Here is a 19,055-nt window from a genome sequence, read left to right as displayed (position 1 = left end):
GTCTTTCAGTTTACAATCCGGCGCAAGGCCTCCCGCGCCCGTCCCCTGACGTTCGGACTTTCATAGAAATCCTCCGCAACCTTAGCCAGAGCCTGCAGTCCTTCGGGCGATCCGATATTCCCCAAGGCCTGAGCCGCCTCTTCCCGTACCTGAGCCACCGGGTCGGCCAAGGTCCGCACCAAGGCCAGAACGATTTCCGGCTTCTTCGGCATCCCGCCTCCCTTGCCGCTCGACCACTTCTCCTCCGCTTCCGGCGTCCGCGTCTTTTGCCCCCGCTTTCGTAAAACCGTCCAGCGCCCCAAACCCCGACAGGCTTGAGCCCGGACCAAACTGTCCTCCGCTTGCAGTGCCTTGAGCAGTAAAGCCGCGGCCCGCTCATATTCCGCCGCGGACTCGATAACGAATAAGTCAATCCGCCGGTCGGACTCTTGGTATACGGCCTCAAAAACCCCCCAAACGATATCTTCGGGAAATCCCCGCCTCACCTCCCGCAGGAGCGGGAGGAGGACGCCGGGATTTAACCGCAGAAGCATCCTTCGTGCCTCCTCCCTGTTCCCGCGGACGGCGTGAAGCTGCTCCAGCAGTTCGGGAATTAAAAAGGGCGCGATAACCGCGGCACCAGTGTCCGTGAGTCTGAGCCCACCGGACGGGCAGCGCTCAAGAAGCTCTAATTTTATCAGTCCCGCGATGACAGCGGAGAGACGGTCTCGGCCGGGGGCGTTTCCCGCGCCGTACTCCGTCTCGTAAACTACACCTATTCTTTCCTCCGGAACAGATATTAGAACAGATATTAGAGCGGCCTCGTCCGCTCTCTCTTCCCCGGCCTGCACTGTCTTTAGAAGATCCGCCAAAGCGGAAACCGGAAGGGATCCTCCCAAGTCCACGCTCACCTGTTCCAGAATCAACTTCTCTCTGTACAGCGGTTCAGTCGTCATCGCTTCCTGAAACTTATAAAGAAAGCGAAGCTGCTCGGGCCCGCATTCCCGGAGTTCCGGGTGTTCCAAACAATCCCGGTAACCGGCTCCGCTTTGGCCCAGATATTTGCGCAGCTTGCTCAGGCGCAGGAGGAGCAGATTTGAATAAGCCAAAGGATAACCCTCTTCTTTTTCGACATCTAAGAGAGATTTTCCTGCCACGTTGGCGCGCAAAATCCGGCGCCAAGGTTCCCATCGGTTGTTGTTTTGGGCCGGACGGCCCATCCTGAGCACGGCTGTCAGGAGATCCGAGGTTAGACTGCCAGCCACCGCTTGAGGGAACGCATATTGGGATTTAAATTTCCAAGCGACAATTTCTGCAAAGGTCGGATTCTGCCAGAGGTCGGCATTTCGAACCAAACAGTGCACAAGATCCGGAATAATGACATCCTGGATATAGGAAAGCGCCAGGGGGCTGCGCGGACCTCCCCACTCTTCCAGCAAGACCGAACCCAACACCTGAGCCACGTCTGCCGGGTCCGGTGATGTGCCCGCGGTCCCTCCCGGGGGTAGGCTGAATGATGCCTGCGCCACGTCTGATTGCTCCGGTGTTGAGCGTACGGGTTCACCCTGGCGCGGACTCACCTGCTCTCCCCTGTCAGCCGGCATTCCTATTACCCGCCGGAAGTTCGGCTTCCCTACCCAGCTGCCAGCCGATTTCCAAGGCCTTAAGATTACGCTTGGCCGTTCCCTTAGGGGCCCGGTTTAAGACCGCTTGAGTCACTTGTTCCCGGGTCAGCAAATTTCCCAAGGCCGCTACCACACCCAAAGCCATGACATTGGCGCTTTGTTCACCGCCCAGTTCACTCCGGGTCAGGCGCGTAATCGGCAAAGCGTAGAAGTTCTTCTGCCTTGGCTTCACTTCCAGTACATAAGTGCTGTCTACGACAAGGATCGCTGCCTCATCCAGATTTAAGCCGTATTTCCTGTAAGCTTCCTGGCTCATAGCCAGAACCAGACCGGGGGTCTGCACTTTGGGATAGTAAATCTTCTCGTCACTGATAATCACTTCGGCTTTGCTGGCCCCGCCCCGGGCTTCCGGCCCGTAGCTCTGAGACTGGACGACATTGTGCCCGGCCAAGACAGCCGCTTCCGCAAGCATTATAGCAGCCAGGATCAGCCCCTGTCCTCCCGTTCCCGAGAGTAAAACTTGTTCGCCAGACATTAGCGTTCCCCCCCTTGCAGCCGTTGACGCAGTTTTTCGTATTCCCGGGTATATTCCGCAGCCTGAGCTCTAAAGATTTCCCCGATCAAAAATTCCTCGTCCCCAATCTCTTGGCGGCCTTTCATGATCCCATGCTCCTTCTGCCAACGGAGCATATCCGCCGGGGTCTTGAATTTATTTCTTCTTCCGTAGGAAACCGGACATTGAGAAACCGCTTCAACTACAGAAAAACCGGGATTATTATAGGCGTCAATGATCACTTTTGTCAGGAGCTGGTTATGATAGGCGGTCGCTCTGGCGCCGTAAGTGGCCCCGGCCGCCTCGGCCACAGCCAGAAGCTGCAGGGGCCTCTCCAGATTGCCGTAAGGTGAAGTGGTCGCCCTCTTGTCATGAGGTGTGAGAGGTGAACTCTGACCCCCGGTCATCCCGTAAATACTGTTATTGATAACGATGACGGTTAAATCGATATTACGACGGGCCGCGTGGATAAAATGGTTCCCTCCGATGGCCGCCGCATCCCCATCACCCATAACGACGAAGACGTCGAGTTCGGGTTTGGCAGCCTTAATACCGGTGGCGAAAGCCAGGGCCCGCCCGTGAGTACTATGCAGAGTGTTAAAATCCAAGTAACCTGTCATACGGGAGGAACAGCCGATACCTGAAACGACGACAATATTATTTTGATCAAGCTGAAGTGTCTTAATGGCCCGAACCAAAGCCTGCATGACGGTCCCGATCCCGCAGCCGGGGCACCAGATATGAGGAAGGGCTTCCGTCCGGAAATACTCGGAAATCTCGCTGAACATTACGCCATGACCTCCCGGATTTTTTCTAGGATTTCACCCGGGGTGATAAGTTCCCCGTCGATCCGGTTATAACGGTGGATATTTTTCGGCCCGAAAATGCGCTCCACTTCACCCACCAGCTGTCCGCTGTTCATCTCCGGAACGAGAAACTTCCGTCCTCCCAGCTTGGCAATTTCGCCGGAGGGAAAGGGCCAGATGGTAATCGGCCGGAATAGGCCCACTTTCAGTCCTTCACGGCGGGCGGCCCCGAGCGCCTCACGGACCGGACGAGCCGTGCAGCCGTAAGCCACTATGACCAGCTCGGCATCCGAAAGTTCCACCTCTTCCCAGCGTTGAATACGGTCGAGGTAGGGGTCGAGTTTATGGGTCAGCCTCTGTAAAAATTTGCCCGCAACTTCCGGCTTACCTGTGGGAAGTCCGTTCTCTCCGTGGGTTAACCCAGTGACATGGTAACGATAGCCCTCACCGAAGTTGGCCATGGCCGGAATCCGGCTTTCGTCGTTCACATACGGGATGTAGCGGTCCGGAGGCACAGAGGGCTTTTTCCGGTCAACAACGGCAAGGTTCTCCCTCAGTTCCACCTTTTCCCGCAGGTGGCCAATCACTTCATCCATGAGCATAATAACGGCCGTGCGGAATTCTTCGGCAAAATTGAACGCTTGAACGGTCAGCTCATAGCATTCCTGAACCGAGGCGGGTGATAAAACGATGGCCGGGTGGTCCCCATGAGTTCCCCACCTGGCTTGCATGACATCCGCCTGAGCCGGGGAGGTGGGCAGTCCGGTGCTGGGACCGGCCCTTTGCACGTCGACGACGACACAGGGCACTTCGGTGGCAATGGCGAAACCGATATTTTCCTGTTTGAGGGAAAAACCCGGACCGCTGGTGGCTGTCAAGGCTTTCGCTCCCGTGAGGGAAGCCCCGATCACCGCGGCCATACTGCCGATCTCATCTTCCATTTGGATAAAAGTTCCCCCCAGGAGGGGGAGTTTCTCCGCCATGATCTCCGCAATTTCCGTGGACGGGGTGATTGGGTACCCGGCAAAAAAGCGTACCCCCGCCGCCAGCGCCCCTTCGGCGCAAGCCTCATTCCCCTGCATCAACCGGGCATTACTCATCTTTGCTCACCTCAATGTTAATCGCGAAATCCGGGCAGAGCCGTTCACATATTCTACAAGCGATACATTCCTCTGGTTTCGCCACCACGACCCGCCCCAGTTCGTCACTCTCCAACACTCGTTTGGGACAGAAGGCAAGGCAAATGCCGCATTTTTTACACCAATCATGGTTGACTATTACCTGAGTATTTTCCGTTACTCTGACCAATGTTATGCCATCTCCCTTTTCTTGCTCCTTCTTTGTTGCTCCTTCAATTTTATTATAGAAGCTGCTTGAACCGCCGTCTTCATTGGGACCATGAATTAGCCAAAATTCCGCTTAACCCGGCCAAAACCGGCACTGAAAAAAACAGACCGGCGGCTCGGCTAACGCTCGGTCAGCGCCTTCACGGCAAATCCTTAACCGTATAGGGAACATCCGGCGGCCGGCGGCTTCACAAAAAAACTTCGGCTGGCGCCGTGCTGGCTCCGGTGGAGCAATCAGCGAAGGCGGAAGCCGAAGTTGCGTTTGTGCACTTACCTTACCCCATGGTGTCTTCGCCCGCCGCCGAAGAGGTTGCCGGAAACGACATGCCAGCCGCCGGCCGCACTGGCGGCTACCAACAAACCGTTGAGCAGACAAAGCGGAATACCGGATAAAGTAAAGTGACCCGCAAAGATACCGGTCCCTGTGACGATGCCTTCAGCAACCATCAGGACCAGCCAGCGGGTGGGCAGGTGCCGGAAGGGCCCCAAGTTCTTAAGAAACTCTACCACGAGAAGTGTTGCTGTGACTGCTCCCGTCAATGAGTCGAGCGACGAGTACGTATAGAAGTCCAGCACTGGTTTCACCTCCCTGAGAGACAAATCAGACCCGGCTCCGGAACGGGCAGGTCTGATTGCCGATAGTGTAGCAGCCAGGCTGTCATAGTGCCGGCGGCACCTTAGACCCTATGCTTTGCGTCTCCACCTTTCGATGGATTTGCCTTTAATACAACTATTGTTCCCATATGAAACCCCGGTATTGTTTCTTGCGCCTTGCGGGCATTCAGCTCTGTTTCGCGGCCGAACCCGGTTTTTCACCGCCCCATACCCTCGTCATTGAGTAAGCGTCAGCCAAAGAAATGGATCAGCTTAATCGGATCTATCGCCGGAGTCACCAGGAAGACGAGAGTCAGGAGCTCTAAAACCCAGCCGAATGCCCCGCTCTTTCCCCGCGTGAACATTTGCCTCACCCCCTTTCTATATTTGTATTATAATAGCGAATTTTCAGAAGCGGACAACGCAGATTCAGTCGAAATTCCGGCGTTCACTAAGTCCGGCGTTTGAGCGCCTTCCGGGCGCGCCTCACTTCGCCGGCAAAAAATGCGGCTTCTTGCGGTTTTCTCAAGCGAACATGTGCTTGCCGCAGAAGGTCGCAACAGGTCTCAAATTCGGCAGTGGGGGCAAACTTGGACAAAGCCCGGTAACATCTGTTGAGTACGAGCAGGGACTGTTGAATTTGACCCAGGCAGAGTCCCTTCTTGGCCAGGGCTGTCAGGCAGAGCCCCGCCAGGAGAACATCTCCCCCGTCCGCGGCGGCATCTTCTTCAATCCGGGCCAAGATTCGATCGGCCTGCTTAAGGCGGCCGTTAACCAGATAGATATCCGCCAATTCGGCCAAGAGATAAAGTTTTGTCCTGGTGTTACCGTCAACGGAGGCAATTTCCAAACCTTTGCTTAACAGGTATACGGCCCGGCTCTGTTTACCTGCTTCCTTGTAGTATTTTCCAAGGTTGCACAAGATGTCGGCCCGCTGAGGGGCATCCTTCAGGCTTCTGGACAGTGCATACCCTTTCAGCAGATATTTCCGTGCCTGACCCAGACCCCCTTGGTCCAGGCTGACCTGGCCCAGTCCGGCATACGCCAGCAGTTTCAGCGAGGGGGAACCCATCAAAACCGCCTTTTCATAGGCTTCGACGGCATCCGCGAAGTTGTCCGTTCTCCGGAAGAGTGTGCCTAGGTTAAGGTTCACCACCGCTCCCTGCTCTCCCTCATCCCAAAGAATCAGACTTAACCTCAGGCTCTTCAACGCCTCCTTGTAACAGCCCCGAGCCACCAGAACTGCCCCGATGTCTCCGATGATCTTGGCCTTAAACCGCCTTTCCAAGGGAGATGTGGGTTTGAACCCGACAGCTGCCCTCAGAACTGCCAGAGACTGCTCAAAACGGTTCTGCCAAGCCAATTCCAGAGCCTCATGCCAGCAGAGGAAGTTCCGCCTAAGGGGCACCAGCCCTTGATCCATTCCGGCAATTACCCGGCAGACCCTTTCCAACTCATTCCGGTTGTTGGCATGTTCAGCGCGCAAACCCTGTTCCAAAGCCTGGTAGAAGAGCGCCAAGCCGCTCTGCCCGGGCCCGTCGTTCCCCGTCCCAGGGTAAACCCCGGACCGGGCGGGCTGAGTCTCAGAACCGTGGCCGAGAAGGCTTTTCAATTCTGGGGGCGCCAGACCCAGTTCTCGGGCAAGTCTTTCAACGATCAGGGGATTCAGAGACCGCCTCTGACCATGGGCGATCATGGACAGATAACTTTTGCTCACTCCGGCGCGCCTAGCTATCTCCGCCTGCGACAATCCTTTGCCTGCCAAGTAGTCCCCCAGAAGATTTGACATGACAGCCCTACCTCCTGTGTTCTCACTACGCGCTGGATTATGCACTCCAAAAAAGAAACACACAACTTCACTGCTTCCATATTTTCCATAATAGATAAGAAAATCCCTGCCTCGGGGGCAGGGACTTTGGTCACAAATCAGACGGGAATCTCGATATGCGGCACATTACAAAATGATCAGAAGGCCTATGGCGGCGGCGAAACCCATAGCACTGCCGAACAAAAAAGGCGCCGGCGCACCGAACGTATTCCAAAGAAAACCCGCCAAAAGAGACGCGGGAAGTAAAGCGACCCCTACTATGGCCGCATGGAGACCCAGCACCGTCCCCCGCAAATTTACGGGAGCAATATCAGCCAGTAACGCTTTCTCCACTCCATGTGTGAACGCGGTATAAAAACCGTAGACAGTAAAGAGAAGCCAGAGGCTGGAAATTCGCGTGACCCGGGCAAAAGCAAAATAGACCACGCCATAAATCAGGTAGCCCATCACCAGAATTCTTTTGGGCAGCAATTTATCCGAGATGTACCCGCCAGGGTATGACAGGAGACCGTAACTCAGGTTGTACACCAAATACATGAGAACAACCATAGGGAGGCCGGCCCCCAAGCGGCTGGCCCGGAGGAGCAGAAACTGGTTGGATGAATTCCCGAGCGCGAAGACAAAAGCCAGGACCAAGAAAGCCCTGAGCCGACTGTCCAAATGACTCCAGGAGAAGGTGAAACTCGTACTTGTCTTTGCCTTCTTCGCCGGATGCAGCCAAAAAAGAGCTAATACCCCCAGCAGAGCGGGAATCATGGAAAGAAGAAAGATTCGCTTAAAGGATACGGCGTCGTTTACGGAGGATGTCTTCGTTAACAGCAGGTAGGATATCGCGACCCCCGCCGCCGCCCCGAAAGTATCCATAGCCCTATGCAGCCCAAAAGCCCGTCCCCGTCCGGCCGCCTGAGCCGAATCCGCGATCAGGGCATCACGGGGAGCCGTTCGGATACCTTTGCCCAACCGGTCGACCAAGCGAGCCAGCAAAACCATACCCCAAGAACCGGCAAAAAAGAGAAATACCTTGCCCAGGGTTGAACTTCCGTATCCCGCAATTGTAAGTTCCTTCTTGCGTTTAGTCTGATCCCCGATGTAACCGGAAAAGACCCTTAACAAGCTGGCTAAACTTTCCGCCATTCCTTCGATCACGCCGAGGATGGCCGGACTGGCGCCCAAGGTGGCGGTGAGAAAGACCGGCAGCAAAGGATAGACCATTTCCGTGCTGACGTCCGTGAGGAGACTTACTATGCCTAATACGACGATGTTGTACACAACTTTTCACCTTTCTTCCGGTTCCACTCTTACTGGCACCTTTTGCCATTTCGAGTTCAATTTTGACCCTTTAGGCAATATTACGAGTGAGTGCTCGCGGCTCCTTGCTATTCTCCGCAGGTCCGGTTATAATTTTGTACGGGAATCCGCCTCTTGTGCTGAAATCCCCTATTGTGCCGGAATCCGCCTGCGGCGTCTGGCCGCGGCCGGAGCTCATGACACCGGAGCACGCTGCTTTTGGTAATATATCCCTAGCGATGGGGCTCGCTTAGTGCCGGCAAAGGCTGATGGCTCCTACTGTCTCAGTACAGTAGGAGCCTTTTCGTTCCCAATCCTTTTTCGTTCTCAATCCTTTTTCGTTCTCAATCCTTTTTCGTTCTCAATCTTATTTTATCCAAGGCGTAAGACTCTCGCTTCTACAAGTGGGAGTGGGTCCCGCGTACCCCGCTTCGGTGGGTGTAGACTCAGCCTTCGGCCGTCATTGTCCACCGGACAATGACGCCTTCGCCGCGGAGTGTAATTTTGGGATAGGCGGCTTCGGCGAAACTCTTCACTGGAGACTTTCGTCACCAAAGTCATCCTCACCGCACAAGTATTCGTTGAAAGCTTGCGGTTCGGCGATAGTGTCCACAGGACACTATCGTGATGTTCAGCTTTAGCTGAACGAGTTCACTCCCAATCCTGTTGGCCGTTTTGGTTATAACTATTTTGGTTGTAGCTAGATCAAATTTTAAAACTCAGAGAGAGAAAAGGAAAAGGATTTTAGGAGGTTTAAAGAGAAATGTTAAACATCTTGGCCATCGCTTTGGGGGGAGCGCTGGGCGCCGTGTCGCGCTATGGGCTGGGCCTATTTGTCAGCAACCGCTGGAACCAGAGCTTCCCCCTGGGAACCTTTATCATCAACATCAGCGGGGCTTTTCTGCTGGGTTTCCTCAATGTTTTGTTCATCGAACGCCTGACAGTCAGCCCCGCCATGCGACTCGGCATCGGCATTGGGTTCATCGGTGCCTACACGACCTTCTCCACTTTCAGTTTTGAGGTGATCACCCTATTGGAAAACGGAAGTTTTTTCACAGCTGCCCTATATACTGTACTGAGCATTGCCGTCGGTTTTGTCGGCACTGCCTTAGGCGTCGGCCTGGCCAGGCTCATCTGAACCGCCGTAACTCAATTTATGGAAAGGAGAGGGTTAATGATGGCACTGCAAGGAAAACTCCTAAAAATCTATGTGGGGGAAAGCGAACGTTATCGGGATAAACCGCTCTATCAATACTTGATTCGCTGGCTTAAAGAAAAGGGCATCAGCGGAGCTACGGCTTCGCGGGGGATTGAGGGCTACGGGAAAGACAACATCTTACACACTGCCCGGTTATTGGAACTGTCTTCGGATCTGCCCATCGTACTTGAGGTCGTGGACCGCAACGAGAAAATCGAGGCCATCCTTCCCGAAATATGCAGGATAGTTCCCAAAGGCCTGGTCTTCAGCACAGATGTGCAAATTCATAAACAGGGAAAAGACTGACGGCGTACCGGTTCGCCCACTACTCCTATTCAACCGCTACCCCTACAGGCAGGAGGCTCCCGGCAAACACGGTATTCCGTCACCCCTCCCCCGTGTTTAACATAAAATATGGCAGATAACCCATCTTTCACCTGGGGAGGGGTGTTCATGCCAGCCTTTGCTTACGAGCCCGGAATAAAACCCGGCACGCTGCCCTTAAGCGTCCTGCCCGGAAGAATGCGTCCCCTGCAGCCTCCGGCCGCTTCTTTCCGGCCGGCCTCAGCTTCTGACGCCCAACCGGCCTCGAATTCCCAGGCGCTCTCAACCGCCAATCCCAAACCTCAGTTCACAAATCCCCGGGAAGCACCGCAGACTCCGCTTAAGTCGGGAACATCTCCCGCGCCGCTCTCTACCGCCCCACACCAGGGTTTATCTCAAGCGCCATCCCTGCCCTGGCCTCTTCCCCTTCCTTTTCTTCCCCCTGACTCCGGACCCCGCGGCCATTTGTCCCGCATGCTTCCCCGGTTCCTCCCGCCCGAGCCAAAAGCCGCCAAACTTTCTCCCGCGCCGGTTGAAGAAGTACTTCCGTCAAGCCCCTCTGGGCAGCCCTCTCTCGAAAGTCTGCTGACCGGCGGCTCCACCTGGCAGGAAGCCGGTCTCTACCTTGCGAAGCAATATGGACCGCCGTTGTTACGCCGGTTTGGACCTCCTGTGGCCCGCCGCTTGGGCCCGCCCCTCGCCAAACGCCTCGGACCGCCCTTGGCCCAACATGTGGGAATACCTCTCTTGAAGCGGGTAGGCCTGCCCCTGGCACGCAAGGCGGGGATATTTGTGCTTAAAAAAATCATCCCCTGACCTTTCGCCTTAGATCTCTATCCCTGCTTCGCTGCCTTCATCCCCGCCTTCATCCCTTTACCTTGGTCTTTTTATCACTTTACCCCTTCATTTTCATCCGTTTACTTTCATTTCTTCATCCACCCGTGAGACTCCCACTTCTACAAGTGGGAGTGGTCCCCCCGTTGCTCGATGTTCAACTTTAGTTCAACGGGTTCACTTTCCTGCTCCCTGCATGGCCTTAATCCTCTGCAGAGGAGTAGGATGGCTATAGCCGAACCAGACAATGAAAGGCGGCGGGGAAAAGTCAGTCAGGTTCTGCTTGGCCAGGTCAATCTGCAAACGGACCTCCGCCTGCGGGTCCTGGGTGAGCTGAAGGGACACTTGGTCGGCTTGCCGTTCCATCTCCCGCGAGATGGCGTTCTGCACCGGGTTTGTGACAAACAGCGCCAAGAGGAAAAAAAGCTGAATAACGGCCCAAACCTGGGGCGCAGCCCGCCCCGCACCCGTATACCACGGGTGAAGGGCAAAAGCCAGCAGGCGCCAAGCGATGAAACCACCCAGAATGCCTAGCACGGTACCGATCAAGACATGCCTCTTCTGCCAGTGCCCCATTTCGTGCGCCACAACCGCCCTGATCTCATCCAAGGGAAATTTCAAAAGGGTATCATATAGGACAATGCGCTTGGTTTTACCCAGGCCTGTAAAGTAAGCGTTGACTTTCGTCGTACGCCGGCTGGCATCCATGACCAGTACGTCCTTGACGGGAACACCGGATTTGAGCGAGAGATCATGCACCATGCCGGTAATGGCCGGATTGTCAACGGGACGAAAGTGGTTAAATAGGGGCGCGACGACGACCGGCCAGAGAACGTCCTGAACAATCAGCCAGAGACCGAACAGGATCGCCCCGAAGAGCCACCAGGTCCTCGGCCAGCGGTTGAGTACCCAGAACACGATAAGAACCGCGGCCGCGGACAAGAGGAAATCCAGGGCGGTGCTCTTGAAATAATCTGACCACCAGGCAGGCAGGGATTCTGTCGAAAAACCCCAACGGTGCTGCCAGACGTAACTGTTGTAAAAGGTCAGCGGCAGGTTCAGCAAAGTCAGGACCAACCACACCGTAAGAAAAAATAAAAAGACGCTGCCCCAGTAATTCTGGCCCGTGCGCGCCATTAACCAATCCTGCCAGCGCCGGGCACAACCGCCGAAGACAAACCAAACCAAAAATCCGGCCTGAAGAAGAAAGCCCACAATGTACAAAATCCGGGGTACTTGGCTGTAGGCCCGGCCGTTCTTGACCAACTGCGGGGAAAAATACTTAAGAACTGCCGGATCAATCGGTCCCGGGAAGACTGAACTCCTGAGGTACAGAACAGCAAAGATCCCCGCAATAACCATCAGCCCCAGCCAAAAAACATTTTGCGCCGATGCCCCTCGCTCCATTTTCTCTTCCCCTCTCGAAATCGTCATCTGGCCTGTCTTTCATGTCAGGGAGCGACACTCGCCTTTCCAGGAAATTTTCCCTTTCCTAATTTTAACAGTACTCGGGGCAAAGCGCAAGCTTAGTTAAATCACATATGTGCACCTCCTCACGATTCGTTGCCTAGCTTGCCCTGGCTCGACCGTCTCCGGCAGGGAAAAAGTCCTGATCCGTCTCCAGATAACGACAAACTTTGCAAAAGACAAATGAGATAATCAACGACTGGATCAAAGGGGAAGGATAACGAGTGGCGGGAGACGATATCGGACAAGAAAACATATCTAATTCAGCATGGCGACACGAAAATATTCCCGGAATTGGCGAGAAGTTTCCTGTTGCTAAAACAAGCACGGCAGACAGTCCTGATTATGGCGAAATCTTCTTGAAGGCAGTGTTAATCGCTATGCGTGACACCAAAACTTGGCGCATCCCTTAAGAGCAGAGATGCGCCTCTAACCTTACCAACCCGGTGACCGGGTTCAGCGCGGCGCAAAGGTCTGGCATTCCGTCTGTTCGGCCGTGGACGCCACCGCGCTGGTTATGTTTATACCTTCGGCCTGACAATAACGGTCATGGTTATACCGGCAGTTTTCGGCGTTGCAGGCGACGACCGGATCCAAACCCGTACCGGCCAGATCGCTCAGATCCGATTGGCTCAATTGGCTCATTTCTTTCATACCGCCCACTTGATCCCGTTCGTCAAACGTGCCGCAGTAGGTGGAGCGCCCCCTCAGGGTGTTGCCGCCCTGAACTTCGATTTCGTTGGCACTGCAAAACCGATCCGTATTATAAGCGCAGCGGACGGCCTCACATTTCAAATTGCTCATTTTCTTCCAACCTTTCTCCTTAATCATTCAGACTTTGGGAACACAAAATCCTGCTGCTAGGTTTTGCCTTTCACGCGGGATTTATGCTTGCGGGCCGCAACCTCTCTTCGCAGGAGGTAAAACTCCGCAAAGAAATGTTCCACTGCCCCGATTGATCCGGTGGAGTCATCGGGGCGTAAGCTGAAGTTATACTTTACTTGTGTACCCACGGATCCTCGGATCCTATGCACTACACTTTTGACCAAGAGGCTTAGCCGCATGCCCCTGGCTTTAGCCGGATTTGGCCATGGGGAGATTCAGATGCTCAGAAGTCCCGCCTTACCGCAGACTTGCATACTCTCCCGCTTGTTATATAATAAATAAGGACGGGATTTCAAAAAATGAGGTGAGAGCGTTGGAAATTCGCTGGCTTGGACATTCGTGCTTCTTATTTGTAGGCCAAGAAGGCGTGAGCGTCCTGACAGACCCTTTTGACCAAAGCGTGGGTTATCCCACCCCCAAGGCGGAGACGGACGTCGTCACAATCAGTCACCATCATTTTGATCATGACGCCGTTCAAGTACTTCCGGGCAAACCCCAAGTCATCGAAGGCCCCGGTCGGCAAACGGCGGCCGGCTTGACCTTTAAAGGGACAGCCACTTTCCATGACGCTGAACGAGGGGCAAAACGCGGTCAGAACACAGTTTTTTCCTTTACCCTGGATGGAGTCAGCGTCGTTCACCTGGGCGACCTCGGTCACCTGCTCACACCGGAACAGCGCGAGGGCATAGGAACGGTGGACATCGTCTGTGTCCCGGTAGGCGGGTTCTACACCATTGACGCCGGCCAAGCCTATGAGACCGTGCAGCAGCTTAATCCCAAAGTCATTTTACCTATGCACTATAAGCCTGATGAGGCTGTCACTCTCCCCATCGCCGGGGTCGATGATTTTCTTCAACATTTTACCCAAGTGAAAAAGGCTAAAACTCTGGAAATCAGCAGGGCTTCTCTGCCCCAAACTCAAGAGGTCGTCGTCTTAGAATTTTCCGCGCCCGGAAAGTGAACTCGTTCAACTAAAGTTAAACCGAGCACACACTGAAGCACCTGCAAAAGAGCCGCTGCAGCCCCATCGGGCCGAGCGGCTCTCAAGTTTTATCCGGGCGTGGGACTTCTGCTTCCGGAAGCACCATGCCACATTCCAGACATTCCGCGCCGGCTTCCCGAAGCCCTAGTCTAGAGTCTAGACCAGGTTCCAACCCTCAACCACCAGCTTCTCTCTCCGGAAAAAGCGCGTAAGATCAATAACGAGATCCAGGCGGCTCAAATGGGAAGGGACGTGGAGCTTGATCCCGTGTACCTCGAGGGTAGTGTACGACCCCGGGGTTCTCTTTTTGCCCGGCGTGGGTTTGGGTTCCCCCAAATACACCGCAGGCGGTTCCGATATTTGCAGGCAGCATCCGTCCACTATCAGCGGCTGGTCCACTGTTAAGCATGCGGACCCGTTCTTCCGGAGATAGACCAGCGCTTCAGGCGAAATCGTCCACATCCTTTCTCACCTCCCGATACTCTTTGAGCCCTGACAAGGGGGCCAAGGTGCCAGGTTTCGGATAAAATCTCCAAGTTTTTCCCCACCCCGTCCGGGGCAAACCCACTTCCCCTGCCTCCAAGGTTTTACCTCAATCCGACTGGTTCACTTCGCCGCCAGCTCGCGCACGATCGCCTGGTGCCGGACTTTCTGCGCCTGCAGGCTCTTACGGTCGCGCAGGAGGTTACCCCACTTGATCACCGCATCCACCACAATGATCAGAGCCAGGATTGCCATAATCACGGAAAGAACCGTATTAAGGATCATGTGCTGAGGCAGGTAAACTTTCGTAACATTGAAATAGGAAGCATCCAGCGTCGTTATAAACAGGAAAACGAAAGGAATGAAAGTCGTCAGCGCGTAGGCAATTCTCCCCGTGCTTTTGAGGATAACCGTGGTGCCCACCACCATGGCCAACGAGGCCAAGAGTTGGTTGGAAACTCCGAAAAGTGGCCAGACCGTGGAAATATTCCCTCCGTAAAGGAGGTAACCCCAGGCAAAGGAGACGAGCGCCGCACTGATAATGGCCCCCGGCCACCAGTTGATCTTCTTGAACGGTTTGATCACGACCCCGATCATATCCTGAACCACGTAGCGGGCCGCCCGCGTGCCGGCATCCACCGCCGTGAGAATGAACACGGCCTCAAACATAATAGCAAACTGGTACCAGTAGGCGACGAGGTGGCTGAGTCCGGGAACGCTGCTGAAGACATATGACATGCCGACAGCAAGGGACACGGCCCCACCGGGACGGCCGGCCACGTTCACTCCAATCAGGTGTGAAAGCATGGGAAGTTTGTCCACATGCATGCCCAGGTGCGAAAAAACCGCCGGCATGGTATTAATGGCGAAATAGTCGCCGACGGGGAGCACGGAAGCGGCAATCAAGGCCATGATCGCCACAAAGGATTCCATCAGCATGGCCCCGAAGCCGACGATCTTAATGTCTTTTTCACTTTCCAGCATCTTAGGCGTGGTCCCGGCCGCAATCAAGCTATGGAATCCAGACATGGCACCGCAGGCAATGGTAATAAAGACAAAAGGCCAGACCTTGCCGGCAATGATCGGGCCGCCGCCGTTGACAAATTTCGTGATAGGCGGCATGTTAAGCACCGGATTTACGGCGATAATTCCAATCGCCAAAGCCCCGATGGTCCCAATCTTGAGGTAGGAGCTCAAATAATCGCGGGGAGCCAGGAGCAACCAGACAGGCAGAGCGGCCGCAATAAAAGCGTAGACCGGCAAAGCGATTTCGATTGCTTTAGAACTGTAATTAAAGAAAAAAGCAAGGCCGGAATTTTTGATCATGGGACCCAGGGCGACGGCGAGGAAAATGAGGACGACTCCGATGATGGAGGCCTCCCCCAGTTTGCCCGGCCGCAAAAAGCGCATATAGATGCCGACAAAAAGCGCAATCGGAATCGTCATACCGACGGTAAAGGCACCCCACGGATTGGTGTTTAGGGCGTTGACAATCACAATAGATAAACCGGCCATTGTGATGAGTAAGATAAATAAGACCGCAAAAGAAGCAGCCACCCCGGTCACGGGCCCGATTTCTTTCTTGGCAATCTGAGGCAGGGACTCCCCGTCGTGGCGAATCGAGGCAAAAAGAACCACCATATCGTGGACGGCCCCACCGAGAACGCCACCAATCAGAATCCACAAGGCTCCGGGCAGATACCCGAACTGGGCCGCCAATACCGGCCCGACCAAAGGTCCGGCCGCCGCAATGGCTGCAAAATGATGACCAAAGGTCACCCAGCGGTTGGTCGGGACATAGTCATGTCCATCTTCCAGTCGCTTGGCCGGTGTCACGATACGCGGATCAACGGCCAACACTTTGGAGGCCATGAAGGTCCCATAGAGGCGATAGCCGATGAGCAAAACACAGGCTGCCGCAATCACGAGATAAAGTGCATGCATTTGTAATCCCCCTTTTCTTGTTTTTGCCTTTTTATGATAGCGGCATGCAGTGAAAAAAGGGGGAAATACTGCAAAAAACGTCAAAAAACGTGCCTGACAGGTATACTTTTTTTGCCCAAATACAAACGTGCGAAGCTCCCGCCTTTTGCTGGCTCCCCTCCCTCTGTTACCGCCGTCTCCATGCGACTTCCGCTGCCCCGCAATTTCGCCCCCAGATAGTCCCTTTTTGTCAGTTTCCCACCTCAAGGATTACAGTCTCAGGGCTTGGCGCACCGACTTGACATAGGTCCGACTGACCGGAACCTGGGATTTTTCCCGATCGGCCATGACTAAATTATAAGTCCCGTTAAACCAAGGAATCACTTCACGCACCTGATCGCGGTTCACCACATAGCTCTTATGAGTTTGCAGGAGGCCGAGCCTTTCCTCCAGTTCACTTAGACTGTAGCCCGTTTGGTAAGACGCGTCCTTGGTCTTGACGAAAACGTGCCGATCCTCTACCCAGGCATAAACGATCTCATCCACGTTCAACAAAATAATGCGTTCATTTTCCTCCACCGCAAGTTTTGGCCGGGGCGGCTTCTCCAGGAGACTGAGAATCCGGTCCAGTTTTTCTGCCTCCGGCCCTTGCGCGGGAGAACGCCCCGCCAACGTGCGGCGCAGGTGATCCATCGCATTCTTCAGTCGTTCCGCACTGAAAGGTTTGAGAATATAGTCGAGAGCATGGACTTCAAACGCCTCCAGAGCGTGCCGGTCAAAGGCCGTGGCAAAGACGAGCAAGGGGAAATCCCCCTCGTCCATAAGTGCCAGCAGCTCCCGGGCCACCGCCAATCCAGACAGGTCGGGCATCTGTATGTCTAAGAAAACCACCTGAGGCTTGGCCAACGGAATTAATTCTAAAGCTTCCCTCCCGTTGCGGGCCATGCCGACAACCGAAACATCCGGCATCTGTTCGAGTAGATATTTCAGTTCATCCCGGGCCGGGGCCTCATCATCAACGACAAAAACTCGAATCATTTTTCTTACCTATGGTTCCTTATCCTATGGTTCCTTACCCTGCCGGCCCCTGGGCAAACGGCTGACCGAGGCTTAATTTTGGCTCCGCCTGCGCGCCCTGAACCGGCAAGACAGCATGCAGCGCCCTCGCTCACCCGGGGATGCAGATTAGGACCCGCGTACCGTGCCCGGGTTCACTGTCTATGGTGAGACCCGTGCCATACAAATATTTCAGCCTGTCATTCACGTTACTGAGACCCACGCCGGCACCCTGGGCAGAATCGTTCTTTTTCAGGTAAACTTCCTCCAGCTTCTCCCCCCGTATGCCGACCCCGTCGTCCCCAATCATAACGCGCAAAGTACTCCCTTCGATCCAACAGCGGATTTCCACCGTGCCCCCTTCAATCTTAGGATAAATTCCGTGTTTAATGGCATTTTCCACCAGGGGCTGCAAAGTCAACGCCGGCAGTAACCAATCTTCCGCCTCCGGCTGCACCTGTTCAACCACCTTCAGGCTGTCGCCAAACCTGGCCTGTTCAATGCTCAAATAGGCCCGGATATGTTCCAGTTCCTCGCGCAGAGTGACAAACTTGTCCCCGCGCTGGATATTCTTGCGGAAAAACTCACCCAGCTGGATGAGCAAATTGCGTGCTTTTTCCCCATCCGTCCGAACGAGAGAGACTATCGTATTCAAAGCGTTAAAAAGAAAATGCGGGTTGATTTGCGCCTGCAGAGCCTTTAACTCCGCTTTGGTCACCAGTTTCGCCTGCTCTTCCAGAGCGGCTAACTCCAACTGGGTGGAAAAAAGACCCGCTAAGCCTTGGGCCAATTGAATCTCCACGCTCCCGATTCCATGGTCGCGATCCTGGTAGAGCTTAAGAGTACCGCTCACCTCACCGCGGCTGAAAAGAGGTACAACGACGGCCGAACGCAAAGTACAATCTTTATTCCGGCAGCCGATTTGCCCTTTGTCCTCGGCCAGCTGCATTTCCCCGGCTTCCATAGCCATCCGAGTCGCCTGCGTCATAATCGGCGCTCCGGCCAAATGATGTGAGCAGCCGCTTCCCACGTGAGCCAGAATAATCTCCCGGTTCGTGAGAGCCACCGCCTCCACCTCCGCTCGTTCAAAGATGATCTGAGCTACCTCCTGGGCCGTCTTTTCGTTCAACCCTTGTCTCAAGATGGGCAGGGTTATATTGGCAATCTCTAAAGCCTTTTGGGCCTGCACCGCTCCGGCCCTTTCCTCCTCTTCCAGGGAAGTGCGGGCGATCACCAGGAAAATGGCGATACCAATCGAATTCATTACGATCATGGGCAAGCCAATCGTTTGCACCAAATCCCAGGCTGCGGCAAAGGGACGGGCAATAGCAAGGATGATCAGCATTTGCAGGGTCTCAGTCCCCACTCCAATGGCTAAACCAAATTTCCAGGACAGCCTCTTCGGACTTTCTTTGCGGCTGAACCAAGCAGCCGCAGCGGCTTCAGCCACTGTGGCCAGGGCGCAGGAAAAAGCCGTAAACCCGCCAATCAAGTAGCGATGCAGTCCGGCAATAATCCCGGCTCCGATGCCGACAAAGGGCCCGCCGAGCAGGGCTCCCACCACAACTCCCACGACCCTTGAATTGGCGAGAGCCCCTTTAATGGAGACGCCCGTATAGGTACCCATAATGCCAATGGCACTGAAAACAGCGACCAACAGTAACTTCTCAGCCCAACTGTTTTTGAGGCGCATCGCCTTCTTAAAAATCCTCGTCTTGCTCAGCAAGTAAGAAATCGTGACGAGGACGCTGATATTTTGGGCTAACTTAAGAAAGAGGCGCCAAAACACACTTACACCCCCGTTGCCAAAGCCGGGTGGATCGTCAGTACCCCAACCATGCGGGACCGGAGACAGGGGCGACGATATTCGCTTTTGCCAGCCTAG

The 19,055-nt window shown here is 54.7% G+C and carries 18 protein-coding genes and 1 riboswitch; of the genes, 4 read left to right on the top strand and 14 right to left on the bottom strand.

Annotation, left to right across the window (positions count from 1 at the left end):
• Positions 1-5: 5 nt before the first annotated feature.
• From MNU25_RS10215 to MNU25_RS10180, 8 genes are all read right to left on the bottom strand, one after another.
• A complete protein-coding gene (locus MNU25_RS10215) occupies positions 6-1,583 on the bottom strand; it encodes a HEAT repeat domain-containing protein (protein WP_240984968.1) in 1,578 nt (525 codons plus the stop codon).
• On the bottom strand, positions 1,573-2,139 hold the full coding sequence (locus MNU25_RS10210; RefSeq protein ID WP_240984967.1) for a 2-oxoacid:acceptor oxidoreductase family protein: 567 nt from the start codon (positions 2,137-2,139) through the stop codon (positions 1,573-1,575). Before MNU25_RS10210 ends, MNU25_RS10215 begins: the two co-directional genes overlap by 11 nt.
• The gene (locus tag MNU25_RS10205; RefSeq protein ID WP_240984966.1) at positions 2,139-2,945 is read right to left on the bottom strand and encodes a 2-oxoacid:ferredoxin oxidoreductase subunit beta; all 807 of its coding nucleotides are present in this window, start codon (positions 2,943-2,945) and stop codon (positions 2,139-2,141) included. Before MNU25_RS10205 ends, MNU25_RS10210 begins: the two co-directional genes overlap by 1 nt.
• Complete coding sequence (locus tag MNU25_RS10200) at positions 2,945-4,063, bottom strand: 2-oxoacid:acceptor oxidoreductase subunit alpha (RefSeq protein ID WP_240984965.1); 1,119 nt, start codon at positions 4,061-4,063, stop codon at positions 2,945-2,947. Before MNU25_RS10200 ends, MNU25_RS10205 begins: the two co-directional genes overlap by 1 nt.
• The gene (locus MNU25_RS10195) at positions 4,056-4,271 is read right to left on the bottom strand and encodes a 4Fe-4S dicluster domain-containing protein (RefSeq protein WP_240984964.1); all 216 of its coding nucleotides are present in this window, start codon (positions 4,269-4,271) and stop codon (positions 4,056-4,058) included. The genes MNU25_RS10200 and MNU25_RS10195 overlap by 8 nt, the downstream gene beginning before the upstream one ends.
• Before the next feature lie 308 nt (positions 4,272-4,579).
• On the bottom strand, positions 4,580-4,885 hold the full coding sequence (locus MNU25_RS10190; RefSeq protein ID WP_240984963.1) for a hypothetical protein: 306 nt from the start codon (positions 4,883-4,885) through the stop codon (positions 4,580-4,582).
• 66 nt (positions 4,886-4,951) lie between these two features.
• A riboswitch (cyclic di-GMP riboswitch) is annotated at positions 4,952-5,039 on the bottom strand.
• Between the two features lie 315 nt (positions 5,040-5,354).
• On the bottom strand, positions 5,355-6,692 hold the full coding sequence (locus MNU25_RS10185; RefSeq protein WP_240984962.1) for a tetratricopeptide repeat protein: 1,338 nt from the start codon (positions 6,690-6,692) through the stop codon (positions 5,355-5,357).
• A gap of 165 nt (positions 6,693-6,857) precedes the next feature.
• The gene (locus MNU25_RS10180; protein ID WP_240984961.1) at positions 6,858-8,000 is read right to left on the bottom strand and encodes an MFS transporter; all 1,143 of its coding nucleotides are present in this window, start codon (positions 7,998-8,000) and stop codon (positions 6,858-6,860) included.
• A 781-nt stretch (positions 8,001-8,781) separates the two neighbouring features.
• Here MNU25_RS10180 and crcB point away from each other — a divergent pair.
• The gene (gene crcB, locus MNU25_RS10175) at positions 8,782-9,156 is read left to right on the top strand and encodes a fluoride efflux transporter CrcB (RefSeq protein WP_240984960.1); all 375 of its coding nucleotides are present in this window, start codon (positions 8,782-8,784) and stop codon (positions 9,154-9,156) included.
• A 36-nt stretch (positions 9,157-9,192) separates the two neighbouring features.
• Positions 9,193-9,522: a DUF190 domain-containing protein gene (locus tag MNU25_RS10170; protein ID WP_240984959.1), complete on the top strand. Its 330-nt coding sequence runs from the start codon at positions 9,193-9,195 to the stop codon at positions 9,520-9,522.
• A gap of 1,029 nt (positions 9,523-10,551) precedes the next feature.
• On the opposite strand, the gene MNU25_RS10165 is transcribed toward MNU25_RS10170, so the two are convergent.
• Positions 10,552-11,781, bottom strand: coding sequence for a M48 family metallopeptidase (locus MNU25_RS10165; RefSeq protein WP_240984958.1), 1,230 nt, complete (start codon positions 11,779-11,781; stop codon positions 10,552-10,554).
• A gap of 284 nt (positions 11,782-12,065) precedes the next feature.
• On the opposite strand from MNU25_RS10165, the gene MNU25_RS10160 reads away from it, so the two are divergent.
• On the top strand, positions 12,066-12,254 hold the full coding sequence (locus MNU25_RS10160) for a hypothetical protein (RefSeq protein ID WP_240984957.1): 189 nt from the start codon (positions 12,066-12,068) through the stop codon (positions 12,252-12,254).
• Positions 12,255-12,297: 43 nt separating this feature from the next.
• On the opposite strand, the gene MNU25_RS10155 is transcribed toward MNU25_RS10160, so the two are convergent.
• A complete protein-coding gene (locus MNU25_RS10155) occupies positions 12,298-12,645 on the bottom strand; it encodes a DUF1540 domain-containing protein (protein WP_240984956.1) in 348 nt (115 codons plus the stop codon).
• 286 nt (positions 12,646-12,931) lie between these two features.
• On the opposite strand from MNU25_RS10155, the gene MNU25_RS10150 reads away from it, so the two are divergent.
• The gene (locus tag MNU25_RS10150) at positions 12,932-13,687 is read left to right on the top strand and encodes an MBL fold metallo-hydrolase (RefSeq protein ID WP_420838684.1); all 756 of its coding nucleotides are present in this window, start codon (positions 12,932-12,934) and stop codon (positions 13,685-13,687) included.
• 177 nt (positions 13,688-13,864) lie between these two features.
• Here MNU25_RS10150 and MNU25_RS10145 read toward each other — a convergent pair whose 3' ends face one another.
• The 4 genes from MNU25_RS10145 to MNU25_RS10130 all read right to left on the bottom strand — a co-directional run bounded on the left by MNU25_RS10145 (position 13,865) and on the right by MNU25_RS10130 (position 18,959).
• Positions 13,865-14,170, bottom strand: a complete 306-nt coding sequence (locus MNU25_RS10145; protein ID WP_240984954.1) for a CC/Se motif family (seleno)protein — start codon at positions 14,168-14,170, stop codon at positions 13,865-13,867.
• Positions 14,171-14,314: 144 nt separating this feature from the next.
• Positions 14,315-16,135 (bottom strand): carbon starvation CstA family protein, encoded by a 1,821-nt coding sequence (locus tag MNU25_RS10140; RefSeq protein WP_240984953.1) that lies wholly within the window; start codon positions 16,133-16,135, stop codon positions 14,315-14,317.
• A 249-nt stretch (positions 16,136-16,384) separates the two neighbouring features.
• Positions 16,385-17,152 carry a LytR/AlgR family response regulator transcription factor gene (locus MNU25_RS10135; RefSeq protein WP_240984952.1) on the bottom strand — a complete coding sequence of 256 codons (768 nt, stop codon included), beginning with the start codon at positions 17,150-17,152 and terminating at the stop codon, positions 16,385-16,387.
• Positions 17,153-17,282: 130 nt separating this feature from the next.
• A complete protein-coding gene (locus MNU25_RS10130) occupies positions 17,283-18,959 on the bottom strand; it encodes a sensor histidine kinase (RefSeq protein ID WP_240984951.1) in 1,677 nt (558 codons plus the stop codon).
• Positions 18,960-19,055: the final 96 nt, after the last annotated feature.

The sequence above is a fragment of the Acididesulfobacillus acetoxydans genome (assembly GCF_902729405.1).
GTDB lineage: Bacteria > Bacillota > Desulfitobacteriia > Desulfitobacteriales > Desulfitobacteriaceae > Acididesulfobacillus > Acididesulfobacillus acetoxydans.
Note: the sequence above shows the minus strand (reverse complement) of the source record. Positions and strands in the feature narration are given on the sequence as shown.